This window comes from Sulfitobacter sp. PS-8MA (assembly GCF_040933935.1).
Lineage (GTDB): Bacteria > Pseudomonadota > Alphaproteobacteria > Rhodobacterales > Rhodobacteraceae > Sulfitobacter.
The window spans coordinates 652,916-674,054 of sequence record NZ_JBFQYJ010000007.1; the positions used below are offsets into that span (position 1 = coordinate 652,916).

Consider the following 21,139-nt stretch of genomic DNA (forward strand, 5'->3'; position numbering starts at 1 on the left):
GCGTCAGCCCTTTTGCCCGATGCGCGATTCCGTGCCGGCGCGAATCCGGCTGATGTTGTCCCGGTGCCGCCAAAAGATCAGCAGGGTCAGCGCGATGCTCAGCAGCACCATCTCTCCATAGCCGAACAGCACCATAAAGACGGTCGAGCTTGCCGCCGCCGCCAGCGCCCCCATGGAGGAAATCCGCGTCAGCGCCGCAGCGACCGCCCAGACCGCGCAGCAGGCCAGACCCACGGGCCAAGCCAGCGCCAGCAAGACGCCAAGGAAGGTTGCCACGCCCTTGCCGCCGCGAAAGCCCAGCCAGATCGGATAGCAATGGCCGATCATCGCGCCCAAAGCCGCCACCTGCGCGGCATCCTCACCCGCAAAGCTGCGCGCCAAAAACACTGCCACCGCACCCTTGGCCCCATCAAGCAGCAGGGTCAGCGCGGCCGCCTTTTTATTGCCGGTGCGCAAAACATTGGTGGCGCCGATATTGCCCGAGCCGATGCTGCGCAGATTGCCCAGCCCCATCAGCTGGGCCAGCACCATGCCAAAGGCAATGGAGCCGATGATATAGCCCAGCAAAGCCCATAGAAGGATCATCTCGATAGATGTGTCGATTGGGGGCATCAGTTCGCCTCAAAAACGCAGGAGCCTGCCACATAGGTTGCCAGCACCTTACCCTGCATGCGCATCCCGTCAAAGGGTGTGTTGCGCGACTTGGAACGCAGGGTGGCGCGGTCCAGCACAAAGGGGGCATCGGGGTTGAACAAGACCATATCGGCAGGGGCGCCGGGGGCGATCCGCCCGCCCGGCAAGCCCAGGCGTTTGGCGGGGTTCAGCGACAGCGCACGCCAGAGCGTCGGCAGGTCCATGATCTCGGCATGCACCAAGCGCATGGCGGCAGGCAGAAGCGTTTCCAGCCCCACCGCACCGCTTGCCGCCTCTTCAAAGGGCAGGCGTTTGGATTCCTCATCCTGTGGCGTGTGCATGGAGCAGATGATGTCGATCAGCCCGCTGGCCACCGCATGGGCCACGGCCAGACGGTCGTCCTCATCCCGCAGCGGGGGCTTTACCTTGAAGAAAGTGCGGTAGTCCGCCACATCCAGCGCGTTCAACGTCAAGTGGTGGATGCCGAGGCCGGCGGTGATGTCGAGCCCGTTGCGCTTGGCGCGTTCCAGCGCGGGCAGGGCGCGGGCGGTGGTGATCTGGTCGGCGTGATAGCGCGCGCCGGTCATCTCCAGCAGCGCGATGTCACGGTCGAGCCCCATCCGCTCGGCCATGGGCGACACGGCGGGCAGCCCGCGCAGGGAGGCGAATTTGCCAGAGGTCACGGCGGCGCCCTTGCTCAGACCGGGGTCTTGCGGATGGGCGATGACCAGAGCGCCAAGGCTGCGGGCATAGGTCAGCGCGCGGGAAAAGACCTTGGTATCCGTCACCACCCGGTCGCAATCGGTAAAGGCGGCGGCGCCTGCGTCCATCAGGAAACCGATCTCGGTCATCTCGCGGCCCGCGCGGCCTTTGGTCAGCGCGGCCATCGGCACGACATTCACCGGGGCGGCCTCATTGGCGCGGCGGGTCACGAATTCGAGCGTCTCAGGGCTGTCGATGGCCGGGTCGGTATCGGGACGGGTGACCATCGTGGTCACCCCGCCCGCCGCCGCGGCCCGCCCGGCAGAGCGGTAGCTTTCCTTGTGCCGCTCGCCCGGCTCGCAGACCTTGACCCCGATGTCGACAATGCCGGGGGCGAGGATATGGCCGCCGCAGTCAATCACTTGTGCCTCTTCAGGCGGTTCGGGCGCCTGGTCCCAAACCTCGGCAATCAGACCGTCGCGCACCAGAACGGCACCGGGGCCGAGCGTGCCAGCCTCAGGATCAAGCAAACGCAAATTGGTGAAAAGCTGGGTCATGACGGGCCTATGGTCTGGAGCAACTGCGCCGGTGTCATGCCCCAAATCGCCCCGTGAACCAAGCGGTTTTCGCTCCCGAGTGGCCCCCTAGCCGCCGATCCACACCATCAGCCCCGCCACGCCGAAAGCGACGAGCAGGGCAACCATGGCCACGCGGCCAGACATCTTGGGATCAGGTTTGGGTTCTTGCATGGGGCTATCCTACGGGTTCAGCCGTGCAGATGCCAGCCGGAATCCCCGCCGATCATGCGATCAGCCACCAGAGCAGCAAAAGGACCAGCACAGCGATGGCGATGATCATCATTGTCTTATTGCTGCTTTCCTTTGTGGGGGTGGTCGGCTCGACGCGGGGGATGCCGGTATAGGGCTGCGCGGCCTCGGCCTCCATCGCTTGCACGGGCGTGTCCGGCCCGCCCTCGTCATAGGTGCCGATATGGGTCAGCGCGGGGATCGGGGCCAACTGGCGGGATTCGCCGCCGAAGGCGCGCGAATAGACCACCATGACCCAGCCATCCAGCGCGCCAAGTTTGCTGCGGTCGGTCTCGATCTGTTCGGGATGGACGCCATTGCCATCGCGCAGGTAGCCCGCCAGCCCCATGGTATCGAGATCGGCCACCCGAAACACCTCCGTATAGGTGCCGTCGAGCCGATCGACGCCAAGCGCTGCGGCCTGGGCGGCACTGTCGTCGCGCATGGCCTGCGCCTCAGCGTCAGAGAGGGAGAGGGAATAGACCCGGACTTTGCCGGCTTCTTGCGGGGCGACTGTGGTGGCGGACATGGCGATTTCCTTTGCGTTGTTACCAGTAAAACGCAACAGGTCCGCTGGGGTTCCGCCTAGGCCACGCCGGGTTGCGCGGCCATGTGGTTGCGCGCCAGCAGGTCCATCGCCGCCATGCGCACCGCGACGCCCATCTCGACCTGATCCTGAATGACGGAGCGGTTAATGTCATCGGCCAAGGTGCCGTCGATCTCGACCCCGCGGTTCATTGGGCCGGGGTGCATGACGATGGCTTCGGGGCTGGCATGGGCCAGCTTTTCGGCGTCGAGCCCGTAGCGGTGGTAATACTCGCGCTCGGAAGGGATGAAGCCGCCGTCCATCCGCTCTTTCTGAAGCCGCAGCATCATCACCACATCGACGCCTTCGAGGCCCTTTTTCATGTCGTCGAAGACCTCGACCCCGAACTGGTCGATCTGGCTTGGCATCAGGGTCGGCGGGCCGACAAGGCGGATGCGGTTCTCCATCTTGCCCAGCAAGAGGATGTTCGACCGCGCCACACGGCTGTGCGCGATGTCGCCGCAGATCGCGATGCTGAGCCGGTGCAGCCGCCCCTTGGCGCGGCGGATCGTCAGCGCATCGAGCAGCGCCTGCGTGGGATGCTCATGGCGCCCGTCGCCCGCGTTCAACACGGCGCAGTTCACCTTCTGCGCCAGCAGGTCCACCGCGCCCGATTGCGGGTGCCGCACCACCAGCAGGTCAGGGTGCATCGCGTTCAGCGTCATCGCCGTATCGATCAGCGTCTCGCCCTTTTTGATCGACGACGCCTGCATCGCCATATTCATCACATCCGCGCCAAGCCGCTTGCCCGCAATTTCGAAACTTGCCTGCGTGCGGGTGGAGTTTTCAAAGAACATGTTGATCTGCGTCAGCCCGCGCAGCGCGTCGGAATGTTTGTCGGGCTGGCGGTTGCGGTCGGCATAGGTGTCGGCCAGATCCAGCAGGGTGGTGATGTCGGACTGCGACAGCTGTTCGATGCCAAGCAGGTGGCGATGGGCGAATGACATGGTGGCGATCCCTTCTGCTGTTGCCGCCTTATAGGCGCGGGGAGCGCGCGGCAGCAAGCCATGCGATAGGGCATTTCGCCCCGCCCGCGCAGGGCGTAAGCTGCGGCCATGGAATCATTGGATTATCATCAGGCGGCGGAACTGCTGGCGTGGCAGGTGGAACTGGGCGCGACCGAGGCGATCTGCGATGCGCCGGTCAACCGCTATGAGGTGCCGGCGAGCCCGCCCAAGGCGAAGGCCGCCGCGAGAGGCCCGCAACCCCTGCGGCCCGAGGCCAAGCCCGATCCGGTGGCGCTGGCGCGGCAAGCGGCGCAGGCGGCGCAGACGTTGGACGAGCTGCGCGCCGCGGTCGAAGGGTTCGAGCCCTGCGAGCTGCGCAAGGGCGCGCGCAATCTGGTGTTCTCGGACGGTGTGCCGGGTGCGCCGGTGATGTTCCTTGGCGAAGCGCCGGGCCGCGAGGAAGACCGCGCGGGCAAACCCTTTGTCGGGCGCGCGGGGCAGATGCTCGACCGGATGCTGGCCGCGATCGACATGGGGCGGGACCGGAACGTCTATATCACCAATGTCCTGCCGTGGCGCCCGCCGCAGAACCGCGACCCAAAGGCGGATGAGATCGCGATGATGCGGCCCTTCGTGCTGCGGCATATCGAATTGGCCAAGCCCAAGCTTCTGGTGCTGGTGGGCAATTGGTCCTGCCAGACCCTGCTTGAAAAACGCGGCATCATCAGGCTGCGCGGCACCTGGACCGAGGCCGCGGGCCTGCCCTGTTTGCCGATGGTCCACCCGGCCTATCTGCTGCGCAACCCGGCGTTCAAACGCGAGGCCTGGGCGGATCTGCTGAGCCTGAAGGCGCGGCTGCGCGATGGTTGACGCCTTGACGCTTCTGGCCTTCGTGCCTGCCGCTTTGGCGCTGAACCTCACGCCGGGGGCGGATATGATGTTCTGTCTGGGCCAAGGGCTGCGCTCTGGCCCAAGGGCTGCGCTGGCGGCGAGCGCGGGGATTTCGGCGGGGGTCTTGGCGCATGTGGCGCTGGCGGGGCTGGGGCTCGGGGCGCTGGTCGCCGCCTTGCCCTGGGCGCTGGATGTGATCCGCTGGCTCGGCGTGGCCTATCTGCTCTGGCTCGCGGTGCAGACCCTGCGACAGGCCGGTAAGCCGCGTGATGTGACCCCGGGCATGGGCGGCTGGCGCGCGTTCAACACCGGCTTCGTGGTCAATTTGACCAACCCCAAGGTGATCCTTTTCGTGCTGGCCTTTCTGCCGCAGTTCGTCGTGCCGAGCGCCGGACCGGTCTTGGCGCAGTTCCTGACCTTTGGCGCGGTGCTGGCCTTGGGCGGCTTTGTGATCAACGGGGCGGTGGGCGTCTTTGCCGCCGGGATCGGGCGGCGCTTGGCGGGCGGCGGGCGGCTGCTTGGCTGGATCAGCAGCGGGATTTTCGCCGCCTTGGCGGCACGACTGGCAATGATGGAGCGGACATGAGCAGGATTGACGACAGCCGAGAGTTCATCCCGGTGCGGATCGCGGTTTTGACGGTCTCCGACAGCCGCAGCATGGCCGAGGACCGCTCTGGCGATGTGCTGGCCGGGCGGATTGAGGCGGCGGGCCATGTCGTGGCGGCGCGCGATATCGTGATAGATGACCGCCCGGCCATCGCCGCACGGCTGCGTGACTGGTGCGCCGACCCCGAGATTGACGTGGTGATCAGCACCGGCGGCACCGGGCTTACGGGTCGCGACGTGACCGTCGAAGCGCACCGCGATGTCTATGAGAAAGAGATCGACGCTTTCGGCACGGTTTTCACGATGATCTCGATGGAGAAGATCGGCACCAGCGCCGTGCAAAGCCGCGCCACGGGCGGGGTGGCCCAGGGAACATATCTCTTTGCACTACCGGGCAGCCCGGGGGCCTGCAAGGACGCCTGGGATGGCATTCTGCTCAAGCAGTTGGATTACCGCCACATGCCCTGTAATTTCGTCGAGATCATGCCGCGTCTGGAAGAGCATCAGCGCCGCAAGTAAGCTCAGGCGGGGGTGCAGCCCTTGATCTCGACACTGTGCTTTTGGCCGATCACCGTGATGCGGATGGCCGAACGGTCCAGCGCGAGGGCGCGGCCATTCTCTGCGAAAAGTTCCCCGGTGGAGATCAGCGTATCGCCCCGGCGTTGACTGTCGGTCGCGCTCATCCACAGCCCTGCCGTGCCCGGCTCGATCACCACCGTCTCCTTGCCCCCGGCGGGCGGCAGGGTCAGACGGGTTTCGATCGAGAGCCCCTCCGCGGTGGGACGCAGGCGACAGGTGGCGCGTTTCACCCCGGCATCGGCCCCGCTATAGGGGCGCGCGGCGATGGCCGCCGCGATGGCGGGCGTCGGCTGCTGGCTGCTGCTGTCAAGCAGCGCGTTCAACTGGACGGTCTGGGGCAGGCAGATATCGCTGCAGACGCCCAGATCAATCTCCACATCAAGGGCGACAGGCTGGCCAGCGCGGCGCGGGGTCAGCGTAAGCGGCAGGATCACCTCGCGGGCATAGCCGATGGAGCTCACGCCGCCTTGGTCAAACACCTTGGGCGCGGGCCAGGTGATCGCCACATCCGCCAGATTGTCCGAGCCGGACCAGTCGAATTCAGGCGGGATGCCTGCATCGCCGGGGCTGCGCCAATAGGTTTTCCACCCCGGCGCCATGCGCAGCCGGATCGCCGCCACTCGCCGCCCATCGGCCTGCTGCCAACCGGTCAGCAGATCGCCCCTGAGCGGTGAACCGCTTTGCTGTGCCGCAGCAGGCAGCGCGAGGGTCAGGCAGGTCACAAGAGCAGAGAGGAGATGCGGTATTTTCATGCGCTATAGATGCGGCATCCGCGGCATACTGCCAAGTCACATTTGCATCATCGATGTTTCGCCGATGCGCCGGGCTGCCGCGCTCCTCTCTTGTTTTGTGGCCGCACAGGGGTCATGTTCGCCTAAGGGTTGGCATTTGGAGGTTCGCTTTGACGGGTCAGACAATGAAACTGACGGGCAAGGTCTTGGTTGCGATGCCGGGCATGGGAGATCCGCGGTTCGCCCATTCCGTGATCTATCTGACAGCGCATTCAGAGCAGGGCGCCATGGGGCTGATGGTCAATAAGCCCGCGCCCGAGTTGCGTCTTGCGGATGTGTTGGAGCAATTGGTCGAAGAGACACCGCAGCATGCCAAATCACTGGCCGTGCATTTTGGCGGGCCGGTCGAGACCGGGCGCGGCTTTGTGCTGCATTCCGACGATTACACATCCGCCATCGAGACTCTGGTGGTGGGCGACGGCATTGCGATGACCGCCACCCGCGACATCCTCGAAGACATCGCCAATGGCAAAGGCCCGAAACAGGCGCAGCTGATGCTGGGCTATGTCGGATGGGGGCCGGGGCAGTTGGAAGCCGAGATCGCGCAGAACGGCTGGCTGACCTGCCCGGCGACGGCTGAACTGGTGCTCGGCCTGCCCGACAGCGAAAAATGGAGCGCGGCCTTGCAGTCGCTCGGGGTCGATCCGCTGAGCCTGTCGGCCACGGCGGGCCGGGCCTAACGCGGTGCTGCGGCGCGGGCCAGACGGTCGTTGATCGCGCGGCCCAAGCCGTGATCGGGGATCGGCACGACGGCGATCGGGCGGCCCGTCGCGTCCAGCCGGTGCAGATGGTCAAACAGATTCGCCGCCGCCTCGGTCAGATCGCCAGAGGGCGAAAGGTTGAGGTCGCAGCGCATCTGGCCAAAGCCGAGCAGGACTTCGCCCGTTTCCGCTGCCGCCGCATTCAGCCGCACCGCCGCACCGGGGGCGTAATGAGAGGCCAGTTGACCCGGCGCGATGATCTCTGCCCCATCGACGATCTTCAGCTCTTGGCCGAGGGCGGCCTCGATCACTTCACTCGGCAGCCCCCCGGCCCGCAACAGGGTCGGGCACGGGCCGGTCAGGCCGATGATCGTGCTTTCCAGCCCCACGGTGCAGGCGCCATCATCCAGCACCGCCGCGACCTTCCCTTCAAGCCCTGCCAGAACATGCGCCGCCGTGGTGGGGCTGATCTTGCCCGAAAGATTGGCCGAGGGGGCCGCCACCGGGCCGCCGAGGGTCTGCAGCACCTCGCGCATCGCCGGATGGGCGGGGACGCGTAGCGCAAGGCTGGGCAGGCCGGCGGTCACCAGAGAGGAGAGCCCGCTGTCAGGCTTGAGCGGCAGCACCAAGGTTAACGCCCCGGGCCAAAAGGCCTGCGCCAGACGGTCGGCCTGATCCGACCAGTCGACATAGTGTTTGGCGGTCGCCACATCCGGCAGATGCACGATCAGCGGGTTAAAGCTGGGCCGCCCCTTTGCCGCATAGATCCCCGCCACCGCCGCGCCATTGCGCGCATCGGCGCCGAGGCCATAGACCGTCTCGGTCGGCAGGGCGACCAGCGCGCCCTCTTGCAACAGGGCTGCGGCACGGGCGATGCCGTCGGCGGTGGGGCTTAGGGTCTCGGTCATGGCGCGGCACATCCTGTCGGATCACGCGGCATCCCGTGACGCCGCGTTTGGGTTGCGGGGGGCGGCCGGGCGTTTCATGCTGGCGGCAACACCAACTCGCCTTTATCAGGGCCATGTCAGGCTTGCCAGATCAAGCGCGCCTTTCAGGAGGATATGATATGCCGTACCGCGCCGCCGTCGATGACTACCGTTTTCTGATCGAGGATGTGCTGGATTTCGCAACGCTCCGCAGCACCGAGCGCTTTGCCGAGGCCACCGATGACGTGACCGGCGCGATTCTGGAGGAGGCCGGGCGGCTCTGCAACGACGTGCTGGCGCCCCTGCAACGCGGCGGCGATCTGCATCCGGCTAAGCTGGAGAATGGCGTCGTGCGCACCTCGCCCGGTTTCGCCGAAGGTTTCGCCGCGATTGCCGAGGGCGGTTGGATCGGCATGTCGGCGGACCCGGAGTTCGGCGGCATGGGCCTGCCGATGACGCTGACCAGCGCGGTCAATGAGATGATGAGCGGCGCTTGCCTGTCGCTGCAACTCGCCCCGCTGATGAGCCAAGGCCAGATCGAGGCGCTGGAACATCACGCGTCGGACGCGATCAAGGACCTCTACCTGCCGAAGCTGATTTCGGGCGAATGGACCGGCACGATGAACCTGACCGAGCCGCAGGCGGGCTCGGACGTGGGCGCGCTCAGCAGCCGGGCCGAGGACAATGGCGACGGGACCTATGCGGTCTCGGGGCAGAAAATCTATATCTCTTGGGGCGACAATGATTTCGCGGGCAATGTCTGCCATCTTGTTCTGGCCCGCCTGCCGGGTGCGCCTGCGGGGACCAAGGGGATCAGCCTCTTCCTCGTGCCGAAGTTCATCCCCGATGAGAATGGCGAGCCGGGAGAGCGCAATGGGGTGAGCGTGGTCAGCCTTGAACATAAGATGGGCCTGCACGGCTCGCCCACCGCGGTGATGCAATATGACAAGGCCACCGGCTGGATCGTTGGCCGCGAGGGCGGTGGCATGGCGGCGATGTTCACCATGATGAACAACGCCCGGCTTGGCGTCGGCGAACAGGGCATCGGCGCGGCCGAAGGGGCCTATCAACTGGCGCTGGACTACGCGTTGGAGCGCAAGCAGGGCCGGTCGCCTGTGGAAGGCGGCAGCGGCACCATCGTGGACCATGCCGATGTGCGCCGGATGCTCTTGAGCATGAAGGCCGATATCTTCGCCGCCCGCGCGATTGCGCTGAGCTGTGCCTATGCCAGCGACATGTCGCGTGCAGGGCAGGGCGACGACTGGGCCGCGCGGGCGGCTTTCCTCACACCGATCACCAAGGCTTTCGGCACCGATACCGGCATGAGCGTCGCCGAGATGGGCGTGCAGGTGCATGGCGGCATGGGCTTTATCGAAGAAACCGGCGCCGCGCAGTTCAGCCGCGATGTGCGCGTCACGGCGATCTATGAAGGCACCAACGGCATTCAGGCGATGGACCTTGTGGGCCGCAAGATGATGGACGGCGGCGAGGCGGCGAACCGGCTGCTGGACGAGATCGAAGCCCATGCCGAATCCGCCCGCGGCCCCTTCCCGCGTATGGCCGACGCGGTCTGGCAGGCCAGCGAAACCCTGCGCGAGGCGACCGAATGGATGGTGGCGCAGAAGGATATGAACCAGCGTTTCGCCGGTGCGGTGCCCTATCTGCATGCTTTTGCCCGCGTGCTGGGCGGACATCTGCATCTGCAAGCCGCGATGGCCGAGAAAGCCGCAGGCGGCAGTGACGCGCGGGAAAAACTGGCGCGGTTCTATATGCAGCGGCTGCTGCCCGCGCATCAGGGCCTGCTCGCCCATGCGCAGGCCGGGGCAGAGGATCTCTATGCGCTCGACGTGGAGGATCTGAAAAGCTGATGACCGAACAGGCCCCCATCCCCGTCACACCGACACCGCCGCAAGGGCTGCGCTACCCTTGGGAGGTGCCGCCCGCCGAAGGGGCGGCGATCGAGGTGGCGCCGGGGGTGCTCTGGTTCCGCCTGCCGTTGCCGATGAAGCTTGACCACGTCAACGTCTATGCGCTGGACGAGGGTGACAGCTGGACCGTGATCGACACCGGTTTCGCCTCGCGCCGGGGTAAGGAGATCTGGCGCGGGCTGATGGCAGGACCGCTGGGCGGCAAGCCGATCACACGCGTGGTGGTCACCCATCACCACCCCGATCACATTGGCCTTGCAGGCTGGCTGCAGACGGAGTTTGGCGCGGAACTGGTGACAACCCGTACCGCCTGGCTGACCGCGCGGATGCTGACGCTGGATGTGCAGGTCCGGCCCGTGGCCGAGGCTTTGGCCTTCTACCGCAAATCCGGCATGGCGGCGGATCTCTATGACAAACGGGCCAGTGAGCGGCCCTTCAATTTCTCGGATGTGGTGGCCCCGCTGCCGCTCGGCTTCACGCGGATACGGCAAGGCGATGTGATCCGCATGGGCGGGCGCGATTGGGAGGTGCATATCGGCAATGGCCATGCGCCCGAACATGCGACCTTTTGGAGCCGCGATGACAATCTGGTGATCGCGGGGGATCAGATTCTGCCTTCGATCAGCCCCAACATCGGCGTCTACCCGACCGAACCGATGGCCGACCCGATCGGCGAATGGCTGGAGGCCTGCGAGCGTTTCCTGCCGCTGGCGCGCGAAGATCATCTGGTGCTGGGCGGGCATAAACTGCCCTTCACCGGCTTGCCCACAAGGCTGAAGCAGTTGATCGAGAACCACCACAGCGCCCTGCGCCGCCTGCTGGCCTATATTGATACGCCGAAATCGGCCTCAGAATGTTTCGCACCGCTCTTCAAGCGCAATATTGGCGAGGCGGAATATGGGCTGGCACTGGTCGAAGCGGTGGCCCATCTGAGCCATCTCTATCAGGTCGGAGCGGCCACGCGCAGCCTGCGCAGCGCAGACGGGGCATGGGTCTATCAACGCAAGGGTTGAACGGGGCAGGGCGGCAGCATGTGTGATTCTGCGCAAGCAGGGGCGTTCAAACGGGGAATGGCGCAGCGAAATGGAGGGTAACTGATGCAGGCCGACCTACAATCGCAAGTTGCGAAGCGCATTGTCGCCAAATCTTCGCTTGGAGGCCCGTCATACGGTCGCTTTGGGCTGGCAAGTGGCTCCAATTAACCCTAGAGTATTAGCATTACTTTAAGGTGATATGGCTGCGTGTGATTCTCCTTTAACGTGCAATATCAACCTCTGCTAGTATGGAAAACATGACGCTATGCCCCCGTGACACCGTGTTACGAATAGGGTAGGGAGCGCGAAACACTGTCTTAGGGAGACGAAAATGGCTGAACATGAGCATGGCAGCATGGATATCGAAGCGCAGGAAAAGACCTTTGACGGCTTCATGAGCTTCGTCACGCGCAGTGTTGTGGTCATTCTTGCGATTCTGGTGCTGCTGGCGCTTTTCGCCGGGTGATACGGCCCTTTCCGACCCCCTAAAGGAGTCGCGGTTTGAAGCCATATTTGACGGCTGTGGCATTGGTTGCCGCGCTTGCGGGCTGCTCTGTCGATCAGAGCCCCGACAGCGCGCCTGAGGTCGTGGCTGCGGCTGCCTATCGCGCACCGGAGCCGCCGTCATTGACCTTGATGACCATGGTCAACAACCGGACCGGCAGCGGCGGCCATACGGCGCTGATGGTAAACGGGTCCCAACGCGTGATCTTTGACCCGGCCGGGTCGTTCCGCGATCCGCGTCTGCCAGAGCGGGGCGATGTGCTTTACGGCGTGACGCCGGCCTGGTTGCAGGCCTATAAATCGGCCCATGCCCGCAGCACCTTCCATGTGGTCAGCCAGGAGATTCCGGTCAGCCCCGCCGTGGCCGAGCGCGCCTTGCAATTGGTGACCGGCAATGGCGCGGTGCCGGGGGCCTTTTGCGCCAAGGCGACGACCGGCCTATTGCAGAAGTTGCCGGGGTTCGAGGGGGTGCAATCGACCTTCTATCCGGTCAAACTGCAAGAGCAGTTCGAAACGCTTCCGGGTGTGACCACGACGAAATACTACGAAGATGACGCGGGCGATGTGATCGACGCCCTACGCGCCGCTCGGCTGGCGCGGCAATAGCGCGCCCGCCTTGGGCCGAACCCGGCCTAGCCCAGAAAATACAACATCCCGTAAAGCGTCGCGGCCCCGGACAGGATCGCGGCCAGCACGTTCTTGGTGACAAGGCCCACGCTCAGCGTCACCACGGCAGCGCTGACGCGCGGCAGGTCAAGCTGCCCATCGGTGCCCGAGGGCCAGAGCACCTGCGGCGCGACCAGCGCCGGCAGGATCGCCACGGCAGTATAACGCAGGTGGCGCAGCAGCCAGGGCGGCATCTGCCGCTCTCCGACCAAGCCGGTAAAGACAAAGCGCAGAAAGAAACTGCCGATGCCAAGCCCGATGATGACGATCCAAAGCGAAGTCTTGTCGATCATCGTGCCGTGCTCCCCGGTTTGACCCGTTCCATCCATGCTTCAACCTGCGCCCCGGTGACCATGCCAGCGACGCCCGCGATGATCAGCCCAAGCGCATAGGGAACGTCGACCGCAATCAGGCTCACGATCACCGCCACCAATGCGGCGGCCACATGCGCCATGGTGCGGAACATCGGCGCGATCATGGCAAGGAAGGTGATCGGAATGGCGAAATCCAGCGCCCAACTGTCGGGCACGCTGGCCCCCACCATCGCGCCGACCAGCGTGAAAATGTACCAAAGCGGCACCACGGGCGTCACGGTGCCAAAGAAATAGGCCATCCGCTGCGGCACGGTCATCTGCGGCGCGCGCTCATATTGCGTGATCGCCGCGACATAGGATTGATCCACCGTCATATAGGCCGCCAGCGCCCGCTGCCAGATCGGCGCGCCGCCGATCCAGGGGGTGAGAGAGGCCGAATACATCGCCATGCGCAGGTTCACCGCCAATGCCGAGGCCAGCACAATCGCTGTTGGCACATCTTCTTGCAGCAGTTGCAGGGCGGTGAACTGCGCCGCGCCTGCGATCACCACGATGGAGAAGGTCAGCGTTTCAACGACATTCAATCCGGCCTCGGTGGCTAAGAGGCCAAAGAGCAAGGCAAAGGGGATGATCACCAAGACAAAAGGCAATGCATCGACGACGCCCTTGCGATAGGCGGATTTGGTGGTGGTGATGGTCATGACGAACTCTTAAATAGAATACCAAAGGCTTAGACCTAACCAGAAGGGGATACAATTGGCCCGCGACAATGAACTTAGCAATTATCTGATCGCCCCCGATCCGGGTGCTGTTCGGCTGACGCGAAATGTCTCTGGCGTGGATCACACGGGCGCGGAGGTGGCGATTAATGTGGTCGAGGAACGCCCGCTGACGATATTCCTCAACCGGCAGGAGATCGTCACCGCCATGACGATCGGCGATTACCCGGCCTATCTCGCGCTTGGGTTTCTGCGCAATCAGGGCATGTTGCGTCCGGATGAGCAGATCACCGGCGTCGACTATGACGAAGAGCTGGAGACCGTCGTCGTGCGCACCGAACGCGCCACCGATTACGAAGACAAGATGCAGCGCAAGACCCGCACCAGCGGCTGCGCTGTGGGGACCGTCTTTGGCGATATGATGGAAGGGCTCGCGGATGTGCGCCTGCCCGACACGCCGGTGCGCACCTCGGACCTCTATGCGCTGGCCGCCAAGATCAACCGCACGCCGAGCCTCTATCTGGAGGCCGGGGCGATCCATGGCACGGTGCTCTGTCAGGGCGACCGGCCGCTGGTCTATATGGAGGATGTGGGGCGGCATAACGCGGTCGACAAGATCGCAGGCTGGATGCTTTCCGAAGGGGTGGGGGCCGAGGATAAGGTGCTCTATACCACCGGGCGGTTGACCTCTGAAATGGTGATCAAGACGGCGATGATGGGCATTCCGGTGCTGGCCTCGCGCTCGGGCTTTACCGCTTGGGGGGTGGAGATCGCGCAGCAGGTGAACCTGACATTGATCGGGCGCATGCGCGGGCAGCGCTTTACCTGTCTGGCGGGCGAAGGGCGGTTGATCCGCGATGCCGATCCTGCCAGCGTGGCCGATGAGCCGCGCAAGAGCGGGCGCAAGGGGGCGAAGAGTTAGAGCAATGAAACAACCACTTGGCGTCATCTTGGCGGGCGGGCAGGCGACCCGTATGGGCGGCGGCGACAAGGGGCTGCTGCCGCTGGGGCAGGGCACTTTGCTGTCTTCGGTGATCGACCGGCTGGAGCCGCAGGTGGCCGGGCTCGCGCTCAATGCCAATGGCGATGCGGCGCGGTTTGCGGATCTTGGGCTGCCGGTGCTGCCGGACAGTATCGAGGGTTTTGCCGGGCCGCTGGCCGGGGTCCTGGCCGGGATGGATTGGGCCGCCGCGCAGGGGGCTGACACGATTGTCACCGCCGCCGCTGACACGCCCTTCTTGCCCTGTGATCTGGTGCCGCAACTGCTTTTGGCGGCCGACGGAATGGCCCATCCGCTGGCGCTGGCCGCCACGCCCGACGCCCGACGCGGCAGGGCGCGGCATCCGACCTTTGGTCTCTGGCCCGTGGCGCTGCGCGATGATCTGCGGGCCGCCTTGCAGGGCGGGCTGCGCAAGGTGGTGCTCTGGACACAGGCGCATGACGGGCGCGAGGCGCTGTTTCCGGATGAGGCCGCTTTTTTCAACGTGAACACACCAGAGGATCTGGCGAAAGCAGAGGCGATGGCATGAGGGTTTACGGCGTCGTCGGCTGGAAAAACGCGGGCAAGACCGGGTTGATGGAACGGCTGGTTGCAGAGATCACCGGGCGCGGCTTTACGGTTTCGACCGTCAAACATGCGCATCACAGCTTTGATGTGGATCATCCGGGCAAGGACAGCCACCGCCACCGCATTGCGGGCGCGCGCGAGGTGCTGCTGGCCTCGGGCGCGCGCTTTGCCTTGATGCATGAGCTGCGCGGGGCCGAGGAGCCGCCGCTCGACGCGCAGTTGAAGCGGCTGGCCCCGGTCGATCTGGTGCTGGTCGAGGGCTACAAACGCGACGCCCATCCCAAGGTCGAGGCGCATCGGGCCGAGACCGGCAACCCGCTGATCGCGCCCGAGGACAACACCGTGCGCGCGGTGGCCGCAGATGTGCCGCTGACATTGGACCGGCCTGTCTTTGATCTGAATGACACCAGGGCGGTGGCCGATTTCATTCTGCGCGAGGTGGGTCTGATCGCGGCGCCCGCTGAGCCGGATGCCAATGCGGCCCCGCCACCGCTGCGCAACGACTGCTTTGCCCTGCCGCCCGGCGTGCATTGGACCCCAGTACAAGAGGCGCTGGAGATGCTGCATGGCCGGTTGCACGCGGTCACCGAGCAGGAAACGCTGCCCGTCGCGCGCGCAGGTGGGCGGGTCTTGGCCAAGGAGGTCACCGCCGCGCGGGCCAACCCGCCGCTGCCCAATACCGCGGTTGATGGTTATGGTTTCGCCGGGGGCCGCGGCGACGGGCTGCATGAATTGCCCTTGGCCACAGGCCGCGCGGCAGCCGGGGACCGCCCCGGCGCCGTTCCCGCAGGCCATGCGATCCGGGTCCTGACCGGGGCGGCGCTGCCCGCCGGGGTAGACACGGTGATCTTGCAAGAGGACGTCACGGCGCAGGGCGGGGAGTTGCGCTTTAACGGGCCGATAAAACCGGGTGCGAACACCCGCAAGGCAGGCGAGGACGTGCAGGCGGGGGAGGTGATCCTGCCCGCCGGCAAACGGATCGGCCCGCCGGAACTGGCGCTTCTGGCGGCAGCAGGGGTGGCCGAGGTCAGCCTGCGCAAGCGGCTCAAGGTGGGCGTGATCTCAACCGGGGATGAGCTGGTCGAGATGGGCGGCCCGGCAACCGAGGCGCAGATATATGATGCCAACCGCCCGATGCTGTTGCATCTCGCCGAGCGCTTTGGCCATGTGCCGGTGGATCTGGGCCGCGTCGCCGATGACCGCGCCGCCCTGCGCGCGCGGCTGGATGCGGCGGCCAGGGATGTGGATGTGATCCTGACCAGCGGCGGCGCCTCGGCGGGGGAGGAAGACCATGTCTCGGCCCTGCTGACCGAAGCGGGGGCGATGGCGCTTTGGCGGATCGCGGTGAAACCGGGGCGTCCTTTGGCCCTTGGGCTGTGGCAGGGCGTGCCGGTGTTTGGCCTGCCGGGCAACCCGGTGGCGGCACTGGTCTGCACGCTGATCTTTGCGCGGCCCGCAATGGGGCTGCTGGCCGGGGCGGGATGGCAAGAGCCGCAGGGCTTTGAGGTGCCCGCGGCCTTTGAAAAACGCAGGAAACCGGGACGGCGCGAATATCTGCGGGCGCGGATGCGGGAGGGCCGGGTGGAGGTTTTTGCCTCCGAAGGCTCGGGCCGGATCAGCGGGCTGAGTTGGGCCGAGGGGCTGGTCGAACTGGATGAGGCCGCGCGGGACATCGGGCCCGGCGATCTGGTCCGCTTTATCCCGTATGGCAGCTTTACCAGCTAGACGCTCGTCTCAGTCGAATGTCCCCGCACAGCGCCCCAGCAGCATGAAAGCGCGGGCGGTGCGGGTGTCGGCGAGGGTGGAGATTTCCTCATCCGTGGCCTGTTTTTCGAACTCGGCAAAGGTCCGGTCAAACCGCCGCAGGAAATGATGCGCGGCATCCCGGAAAATGGGGTCTTGGCGCATCCGGGCATTCGCCAACGCTAGGGAAGACCGGTCGCGGATGCCGCCCAGAGGTGCGATGGTCCGGCCCCGCGCCCCATTGGCGAACTGGCGCCAGACCTCGGGGCGGGCGCGGTCTGGGCGCAGGTCGTCCATGTAAATCCCGTCCTGGCTCAACAGGGTCAGCACATCCTGCGCCGCCTGCACCAACTGGGCAGCAGAGCGGTCCTTGAGCGCGCGGCGCAGGGCGGTGAAGCCCGCCTCATCCTCGGCGGTTTCGGGGAAGTTCAGTGCGCGGGTGAAATCCTCTGCCGAAAGCGGCGCGGCCCTGTCGCTGGCCTCTGTGCCCAGGGCAAGGGTGGGCTGATCTTCCGGCGCGGCGGGCTGCGCTGCCGGTGCCGTCGGGGCGGGCCGCGGCGCGTCCTCATGCGGGGTGCTCAGCGCGGCAAGGGCGTTTTCCGTCTTGCGGACAGTGGCGATCACCTCGTCGAGCTTGCGGGAGAGGTTTTGATCCACAGCGTTTCGGTTGCCCTGAAGCTGGCTGCCAGAGCTGTGGCGGATCGCGTCAATCGCTGCCTGAAGCCTTTGGCTTTCCTCGCGCATCATGCGGCTGGCACGGAGCGCGGTGGCCGCGACCCAGATCATCCCCAGAGGCAGGATCACCGCCAGCAGCGTCATGACCCCCCGCAGCCCGGCACCGGGTTCTTCGCCACTATCGGGGGCCAGAAACACAAAGAACACAAGCGTGCCGATCAGCCACAGCAGGCTCAGGGCAATGGCGATAACCTCAATCTCGGTGATGCCGCCGGCCCTGGGGCGGTCATAAACGCCCAGACTTGTCGGTCTGCTGCGGGCATTGCTGGAGGAGGCACCGCCGTCACGGGTGACGGACGGGGCTTGGTTCGGGTCTGCCATCTGTTCGCTCCTGATCAGGCGTAGACGATCTTGACGACCTCATAGGATTTCAAGCCGCCGGGGGTGCGCACGTCGACGGAATCACCCTCTTCCTTACCGATCAAGGCGCGGGCAATCGGGGATTTGATGTTGAGCAGACCCTTTTCGATATTGGCCTCATATTCGCCAACGATCTGATAGGTCTTTTCCTCTTCCGTGTCCTCATCCACCAAGGTCACCGTCGCGCCGAATTTGATCGAGCCGGACATCTTCTTGGGGTCGATCACATCGGCAAGCGAGATCACGCCCTCAAGCTCCTTGATGCGACCTTCGATAAAGGACTGCTTTTCCTTGGCGGAGTGATATTCGGCGTTTTCCGACAGGTCGCCATGCTCGCGCGCTTCGGCGATGGCCCGAATGATGGCAGGCCGCTCAACCGATTTCAGCTGCTTGAGTTCGACTTCGAGCGCGGTGTGACCGTCGCGGGTCATCGGGATCTTTTCCATGGCGGTGGGCCTACGTAATGAGGGCCGCACCCGGGGTTGAGCCGGGGGGCGGCCGATTGCAGTGTCAACTTTCTGGATACCTGACCCAAACTGCCCCCCGATTGCAAGGGCTAAGCGCCCCGCGCATCGGCGGTTGCATGCCGTCAGTCGTATTGGACGACCTCATATTCGATCCCGTCGGCGTCATGGAAATAGAAGCGTCGTCCGGGTTCATAATCCGCGTGGTTGCTGCTGTCGAAACCCTGTGCCTGCACGGCTTTTTCGGTGGCCTCGATGTCCTCCACCACAACGGCGATATGGTTGAGCCCGCCGAGCCTGTGGTAGCTGTCCTCTTTCGCTGCAGTAGGCCCGCCGGGGGTATACAGCGCGACATAGTGGTCTTTGGTGCCGACATGTTTGGTATGCCCGCCCGCCATTGCGTCGCCCTCCCATCTGATGTGCCAGCCAAAGACGGCCTTCATCCAGGCGGCGGTGGCGGCGGGGTCGGAGACGGTGAAATTCGCATGTTCAAGCAGGGCTGGCATAATCTTTCCTCTATCGGGTTTCTTGTGCCAACCGAGGCTAATTGCTAAACCTCACTTTAGGTCAAGGGACTTATGGGAGGTGACATGGCGGTGAATGAGGGGCTTTCCATCGGGGCATTGGCGCGGCGCACCGGGCTCGCGGTGTCGGCGATCCGCTATTACGAGGCGCAGGGGCTCATCGCGCCCTGGCGCAACGCCGGCGGGCAGAGGCGGTTTGACCGGGCCGATCTGCGGCGGCTGAGTTTCATCATGATCGCCCAGCAGTTCGGTTTTACCCTGCCGCAGATCAAATCCGAGTTGGACCGCCTGCCGGGCGGACGCACGCCCACCAAGGCCGATTGGACCCGCATCTCCCAAAGTTTTCGCAGCGCACTGGATGCCCGCATCACCACATTGACCAAGCTGCGTGACAATCTTGACGGTTGTATCGGCTGTGGCTGCCTCAGCCTTGACGCCTGCGCGCTCTACAATCCTGTCGATCGGGCAGGTGAAAATGGCCCGGGACCGCGCTATCTGATGGGGGACGAACCGGCGGCCTGATGGGTCGCGCGTCATGTTATGTCGCTGAGGCCATGTTTTGCGCAATAAACGCAGGGTCGCGATTGCAATGCGTGCGGCTCTGGTTTAGCCAAATCCAAACCGAATTTGCCGTGAGGGAGCACCACGATGGCCGAGATTGAACGCGAAGCGATGGAATATGACGTTGTGATCGTCGGCGCCGGGCCTGCTGGCCTGTCGGCTGCGATCCGGCTCAAGCAGTTGGACGCCGAGTGCAATGTGGTGGTGCTTGAGAAAGGCTCTGAAGTGGGCGCGCATATCCTTTCGGGCGCGGTGCTTGACCCCTGCGGGCTGGATGCGCTGATCCCCGATTGGAAGGAAAAAGGCGCGCCGATCACTGTGCCGGTGAAGGAAGACAACTTCTACCTGCTGGGTGAGGCGGGCAAGCTGCGCATCCCCGAATTTCCCATGCCGCCGCTGATGAAGAACCACGGCAATTACATCGTCTCGATGGGCAATGTCTGCCGCTGGATGGCCGAACAGGCCGAGGAACTGGGTGTCGAGGTCTTCCCCGGCATGGCCTGTTCCGAACTGGTCTTTGGCGACAATGGCGAGGTCAAAGGCGTTGTGGCAGGCGAGATGGGCCGTCAAGCCGATGGCACCCCGGGGCCGAACTATGAGCCCGGCATGGAGTTGCACGGGAAATATGTCTTCCTCTCTGAAGGGGTGCGCGGCAGCCTGAGCAAACAGGTGATCGCGAAATACGGGCTCGACGAGGGCAAAGAGCCGCAGAAATACGGTCTCGGCATGAAGGAAATTTGGGAGATCGACCCTGCCAAACATAAGGAAGGCACCGTCACCCACACGATGGGCTGGCCGCTCAATAGCAACGCGGGCGGTGGGTCCTTCATCTATCATCTTGAGAACAATCAGGTTTACGTCGGCTTCGTCGTGCACCTCGGCTACAAGAACCCGCATGTCTTCCCCTACATGGAGTTTCAGCGCTTCAAGCATCACCCGATGGTGGCCGAACTGCTGAAAGGCGGCAAACGCGTGGCCTACGGCGCGCGGGCGATCACCGAAGGCGGCTATCAGTCGATGCCCAAGATGGTGGCCCCCGGCGTGGCGCTGCTGGGCTGTTCGGTGGGCATGGTCAACGTGCCGCGCATCAAGGGCAACCACAACGCCATGCTCTCGGGCAAGGCCGCGGCTGAAGCGGCCTATGCCGCGATCCAAGCCGGGCGGGGCGGCGATGAACTGGTCGAATATGAGGCGGATGTGCGCGAAGGGCCGATTGCCGAAGACCTCAGGAAAGTGCGCAACGTCAAGCCGCTGTGGTCGAAATACGGGCTGACCGCCTCGCTGGCGCTTGGTGGCTTTGACATGTGGACCAACACGCTTGGGTTCTCTCTGCTCGGCACGCTGAGCCACGGCAAATCTGATGCCGAAGCGACCGAGCCTGCCGATAAGCACAAGAAGATCGACTACCCCAAGCCCGACGGCAAACTCAGCTTTGACCGTCTGACCAACGTCGCCTTCTCCTTTACCAACCACGAGGAAAGCCAGCCGTCGCATCTGACGCTGAAAGACCCCTCGGTGCCGGTGGAGGTCAACCTGCCGAAATACGCCGGCCCCTCGGCCCGCTATTGCCCGGCAGGCGTCTATGAGTTCGTCGAGGATGAAAAGACCGGCGAGACGCGGTTCCAGATCAACTTCCAGAACTGCGTGCATTGCAAGACCTGCGATATCAAAGACCCGACGCAGAACATCGTCTGGACCACGCCGCAGGGCGGCGACGGGCCGAACTACCCCAATATGTAAACCGCTCCCCTGAGCCAGAGCGGAGGACCGGCATGCGACAGCCTGCCGGTCCTTCTGCGTTTCGGTCGGCGAAAACCTGTTCGCGGCATGTCCGATCAGATGCGCGGCATTG

Annotated in this window: 24 protein-coding genes; 13 read left to right on the plus strand and 11 right to left on the minus strand. The window is 64.7% G+C overall.

Features of this window, described 5'->3' with window-relative positions:
- Positions 1 to 3: 3 nt before the first annotated feature.
- From plsY to AB4M76_RS16705, 4 genes are all read right to left on the minus strand, one after another.
- Entirely contained in the window at positions 4 to 612 is a 609-nt protein-coding gene (plsY, locus tag AB4M76_RS16690; protein WP_368443107.1) for a glycerol-3-phosphate 1-O-acyltransferase PlsY, read from the minus strand.
- Positions 612 to 1,892: a dihydroorotase gene (gene pyrC, locus AB4M76_RS16695; RefSeq protein ID WP_368443108.1), complete on the minus strand. Its 1,281-nt coding sequence runs from the start codon at positions 1,890 to 1,892 to the stop codon at positions 612 to 614. Before pyrC ends, plsY begins: the two co-directional genes overlap by 1 nt.
- Positions 1,893 to 2,136: 244 nt before the next feature.
- Positions 2,137 to 2,670: a hypothetical protein gene (locus AB4M76_RS16700; RefSeq protein ID WP_368443109.1), complete on the minus strand. Its 534-nt coding sequence runs from the start codon at positions 2,668 to 2,670 to the stop codon at positions 2,137 to 2,139.
- Positions 2,671 to 2,726: 56 nt separating this feature from the next.
- The gene (locus tag AB4M76_RS16705; RefSeq protein ID WP_368443110.1) at positions 2,727 to 3,674 is read right to left on the minus strand and encodes an aspartate carbamoyltransferase catalytic subunit; all 948 of its coding nucleotides are present in this window, start codon (positions 3,672 to 3,674) and stop codon (positions 2,727 to 2,729) included.
- 108 nt (positions 3,675 to 3,782) lie between these two features.
- Between AB4M76_RS16705 and AB4M76_RS16710 the strand changes: the two genes are divergently transcribed.
- Genes AB4M76_RS16710 through moaB form a run of 3 tightly spaced genes read left to right on the plus strand, consistent with a single transcriptional unit; the run spans position 3,783 to position 5,690 of the window.
- Positions 3,783 to 4,544 carry a uracil-DNA glycosylase family protein gene (locus AB4M76_RS16710; RefSeq protein WP_368443112.1) on the plus strand — a complete coding sequence of 254 codons (762 nt, stop codon included), beginning with the start codon at positions 3,783 to 3,785 and terminating at the stop codon, positions 4,542 to 4,544.
- Positions 4,537 to 5,151, plus strand: a complete 615-nt coding sequence (locus AB4M76_RS16715; protein ID WP_368443113.1) for a LysE family translocator — start codon at positions 4,537 to 4,539, stop codon at positions 5,149 to 5,151. Before AB4M76_RS16710 ends, AB4M76_RS16715 begins: the two co-directional genes overlap by 8 nt.
- A complete protein-coding gene (gene moaB / locus AB4M76_RS16720) occupies positions 5,148 to 5,690 on the plus strand; it encodes a molybdenum cofactor biosynthesis protein B (protein WP_368443114.1) in 543 nt (180 codons plus the stop codon). The genes AB4M76_RS16715 and moaB overlap by 4 nt, the downstream gene beginning before the upstream one ends.
- 2 nt (positions 5,691 to 5,692) lie before the next feature.
- Here moaB and AB4M76_RS16725 read toward each other — a convergent pair whose 3' ends face one another.
- Positions 5,693 to 6,502 (minus strand): protein-disulfide reductase DsbD domain-containing protein, encoded by an 810-nt coding sequence (locus tag AB4M76_RS16725; RefSeq protein WP_368443115.1) that lies wholly within the window; start codon positions 6,500 to 6,502, stop codon positions 5,693 to 5,695.
- A gap of 164 nt (positions 6,503 to 6,666) precedes the next feature.
- Between AB4M76_RS16725 and AB4M76_RS16730 the strand changes: the two genes are divergently transcribed.
- Positions 6,667 to 7,221 (plus strand): YqgE/AlgH family protein, encoded by a 555-nt coding sequence (locus AB4M76_RS16730; RefSeq protein ID WP_368443116.1) that lies wholly within the window; start codon positions 6,667 to 6,669, stop codon positions 7,219 to 7,221.
- Here the strand turns inward: AB4M76_RS16730 and AB4M76_RS16735 are convergent.
- Entirely contained in the window at positions 7,218 to 8,150 is a 933-nt protein-coding gene (locus AB4M76_RS16735) for an L-threonylcarbamoyladenylate synthase (RefSeq protein WP_368443117.1), read from the minus strand. The genes AB4M76_RS16730 and AB4M76_RS16735 overlap by 4 nt on opposite strands.
- A 158-nt stretch (positions 8,151 to 8,308) precedes the next feature.
- Between AB4M76_RS16735 and AB4M76_RS16740 the strand changes: the two genes are divergently transcribed.
- The 4 genes from AB4M76_RS16740 to AB4M76_RS16755 all read left to right on the plus strand — a co-directional run bounded on the left by AB4M76_RS16740 (position 8,309) and on the right by AB4M76_RS16755 (position 12,240).
- Entirely contained in the window at positions 8,309 to 10,036 is a 1,728-nt protein-coding gene (locus AB4M76_RS16740) for an acyl-CoA dehydrogenase (protein WP_368443118.1), read from the plus strand.
- Positions 10,036 to 11,109 carry an MBL fold metallo-hydrolase gene (locus tag AB4M76_RS16745; protein WP_368443119.1) on the plus strand — a complete coding sequence of 358 codons (1,074 nt, stop codon included), beginning with the start codon at positions 10,036 to 10,038 and terminating at the stop codon, positions 11,107 to 11,109. The genes AB4M76_RS16740 and AB4M76_RS16745 overlap by 1 nt, the downstream gene beginning before the upstream one ends.
- Before the next feature lie 352 nt (positions 11,110 to 11,461).
- A complete protein-coding gene (locus AB4M76_RS16750) occupies positions 11,462 to 11,596 on the plus strand; it encodes an aa3-type cytochrome c oxidase subunit IV (protein ID WP_368443120.1) in 135 nt (44 codons plus the stop codon).
- A gap of 35 nt (positions 11,597 to 11,631) precedes the next feature.
- Positions 11,632 to 12,240, plus strand: a complete 609-nt coding sequence (locus AB4M76_RS16755; protein WP_368443121.1) for a hypothetical protein — start codon at positions 11,632 to 11,634, stop codon at positions 12,238 to 12,240.
- Between the two features lie 26 nt (positions 12,241 to 12,266).
- Here AB4M76_RS16755 and AB4M76_RS16760 read toward each other — a convergent pair whose 3' ends face one another.
- Both AB4M76_RS16760 and AB4M76_RS16765 read right to left on the minus strand, forming a co-directional pair.
- Positions 12,267 to 12,593, minus strand: coding sequence for an AzlD domain-containing protein (locus AB4M76_RS16760; RefSeq protein ID WP_368443123.1), 327 nt, complete (start codon positions 12,591 to 12,593; stop codon positions 12,267 to 12,269).
- The gene (locus tag AB4M76_RS16765; RefSeq protein WP_368443125.1) at positions 12,590 to 13,315 is read right to left on the minus strand and encodes an AzlC family ABC transporter permease; all 726 of its coding nucleotides are present in this window, start codon (positions 13,313 to 13,315) and stop codon (positions 12,590 to 12,592) included. Before AB4M76_RS16765 ends, AB4M76_RS16760 begins: the two co-directional genes overlap by 4 nt.
- Before the next feature lie 49 nt (positions 13,316 to 13,364).
- Between AB4M76_RS16765 and AB4M76_RS16770 the strand changes: the two genes are divergently transcribed.
- From AB4M76_RS16770 to AB4M76_RS16780, 3 genes are read left to right on the plus strand one after another with little or no spacing between them, the layout of a single operon-like run.
- Positions 13,365 to 14,255 carry a formate dehydrogenase accessory sulfurtransferase FdhD gene (locus tag AB4M76_RS16770; RefSeq protein ID WP_368443539.1) on the plus strand — a complete coding sequence of 297 codons (891 nt, stop codon included), beginning with the start codon at positions 13,365 to 13,367 and terminating at the stop codon, positions 14,253 to 14,255.
- 4 nt (positions 14,256 to 14,259) lie between these two features.
- A complete protein-coding gene (gene mobA, locus AB4M76_RS16775) occupies positions 14,260 to 14,862 on the plus strand; it encodes a molybdenum cofactor guanylyltransferase MobA (RefSeq protein WP_368443126.1) in 603 nt (200 codons plus the stop codon).
- Positions 14,859 to 16,625, plus strand: coding sequence for a bifunctional molybdopterin-guanine dinucleotide biosynthesis adaptor protein MobB/molybdopterin molybdotransferase MoeA (locus AB4M76_RS16780; protein ID WP_368443128.1), 1,767 nt, complete (start codon positions 14,859 to 14,861; stop codon positions 16,623 to 16,625). Before mobA ends, AB4M76_RS16780 begins: the two co-directional genes overlap by 4 nt.
- A 9-nt stretch (positions 16,626 to 16,634) precedes the next feature.
- Here AB4M76_RS16780 and AB4M76_RS16785 read toward each other — a convergent pair whose 3' ends face one another.
- From AB4M76_RS16785 to AB4M76_RS16795, 3 genes are all read right to left on the minus strand, one after another.
- Positions 16,635 to 17,699 carry a hypothetical protein gene (locus tag AB4M76_RS16785; RefSeq protein ID WP_368443129.1) on the minus strand — a complete coding sequence of 355 codons (1,065 nt, stop codon included), beginning with the start codon at positions 17,697 to 17,699 and terminating at the stop codon, positions 16,635 to 16,637.
- A gap of 14 nt (positions 17,700 to 17,713) precedes the next feature.
- Complete coding sequence (greA, locus tag AB4M76_RS16790; protein WP_368443130.1) at positions 17,714 to 18,184, minus strand: transcription elongation factor GreA; 471 nt, start codon at positions 18,182 to 18,184, stop codon at positions 17,714 to 17,716.
- Positions 18,185 to 18,327: 143 nt separating this feature from the next.
- The gene (locus AB4M76_RS16795) at positions 18,328 to 18,708 is read right to left on the minus strand and encodes a VOC family protein (RefSeq protein ID WP_368443131.1); all 381 of its coding nucleotides are present in this window, start codon (positions 18,706 to 18,708) and stop codon (positions 18,328 to 18,330) included.
- 84 nt (positions 18,709 to 18,792) lie between these two features.
- Between AB4M76_RS16795 and soxR the strand changes: the two genes are divergently transcribed.
- Complete coding sequence (gene soxR, locus AB4M76_RS16800; RefSeq protein ID WP_368443133.1) at positions 18,793 to 19,248, plus strand: redox-sensitive transcriptional activator SoxR; 456 nt, start codon at positions 18,793 to 18,795, stop codon at positions 19,246 to 19,248.
- Between the two features lie 126 nt (positions 19,249 to 19,374).
- Positions 19,375 to 21,027 (plus strand): 4Fe-4S dicluster domain-containing protein, encoded by a 1,653-nt coding sequence (locus tag AB4M76_RS16805; RefSeq protein WP_368443134.1) that lies wholly within the window; start codon positions 19,375 to 19,377, stop codon positions 21,025 to 21,027.
- The last annotated feature ends 112 nt before the right edge of the window (positions 21,028 to 21,139 follow it).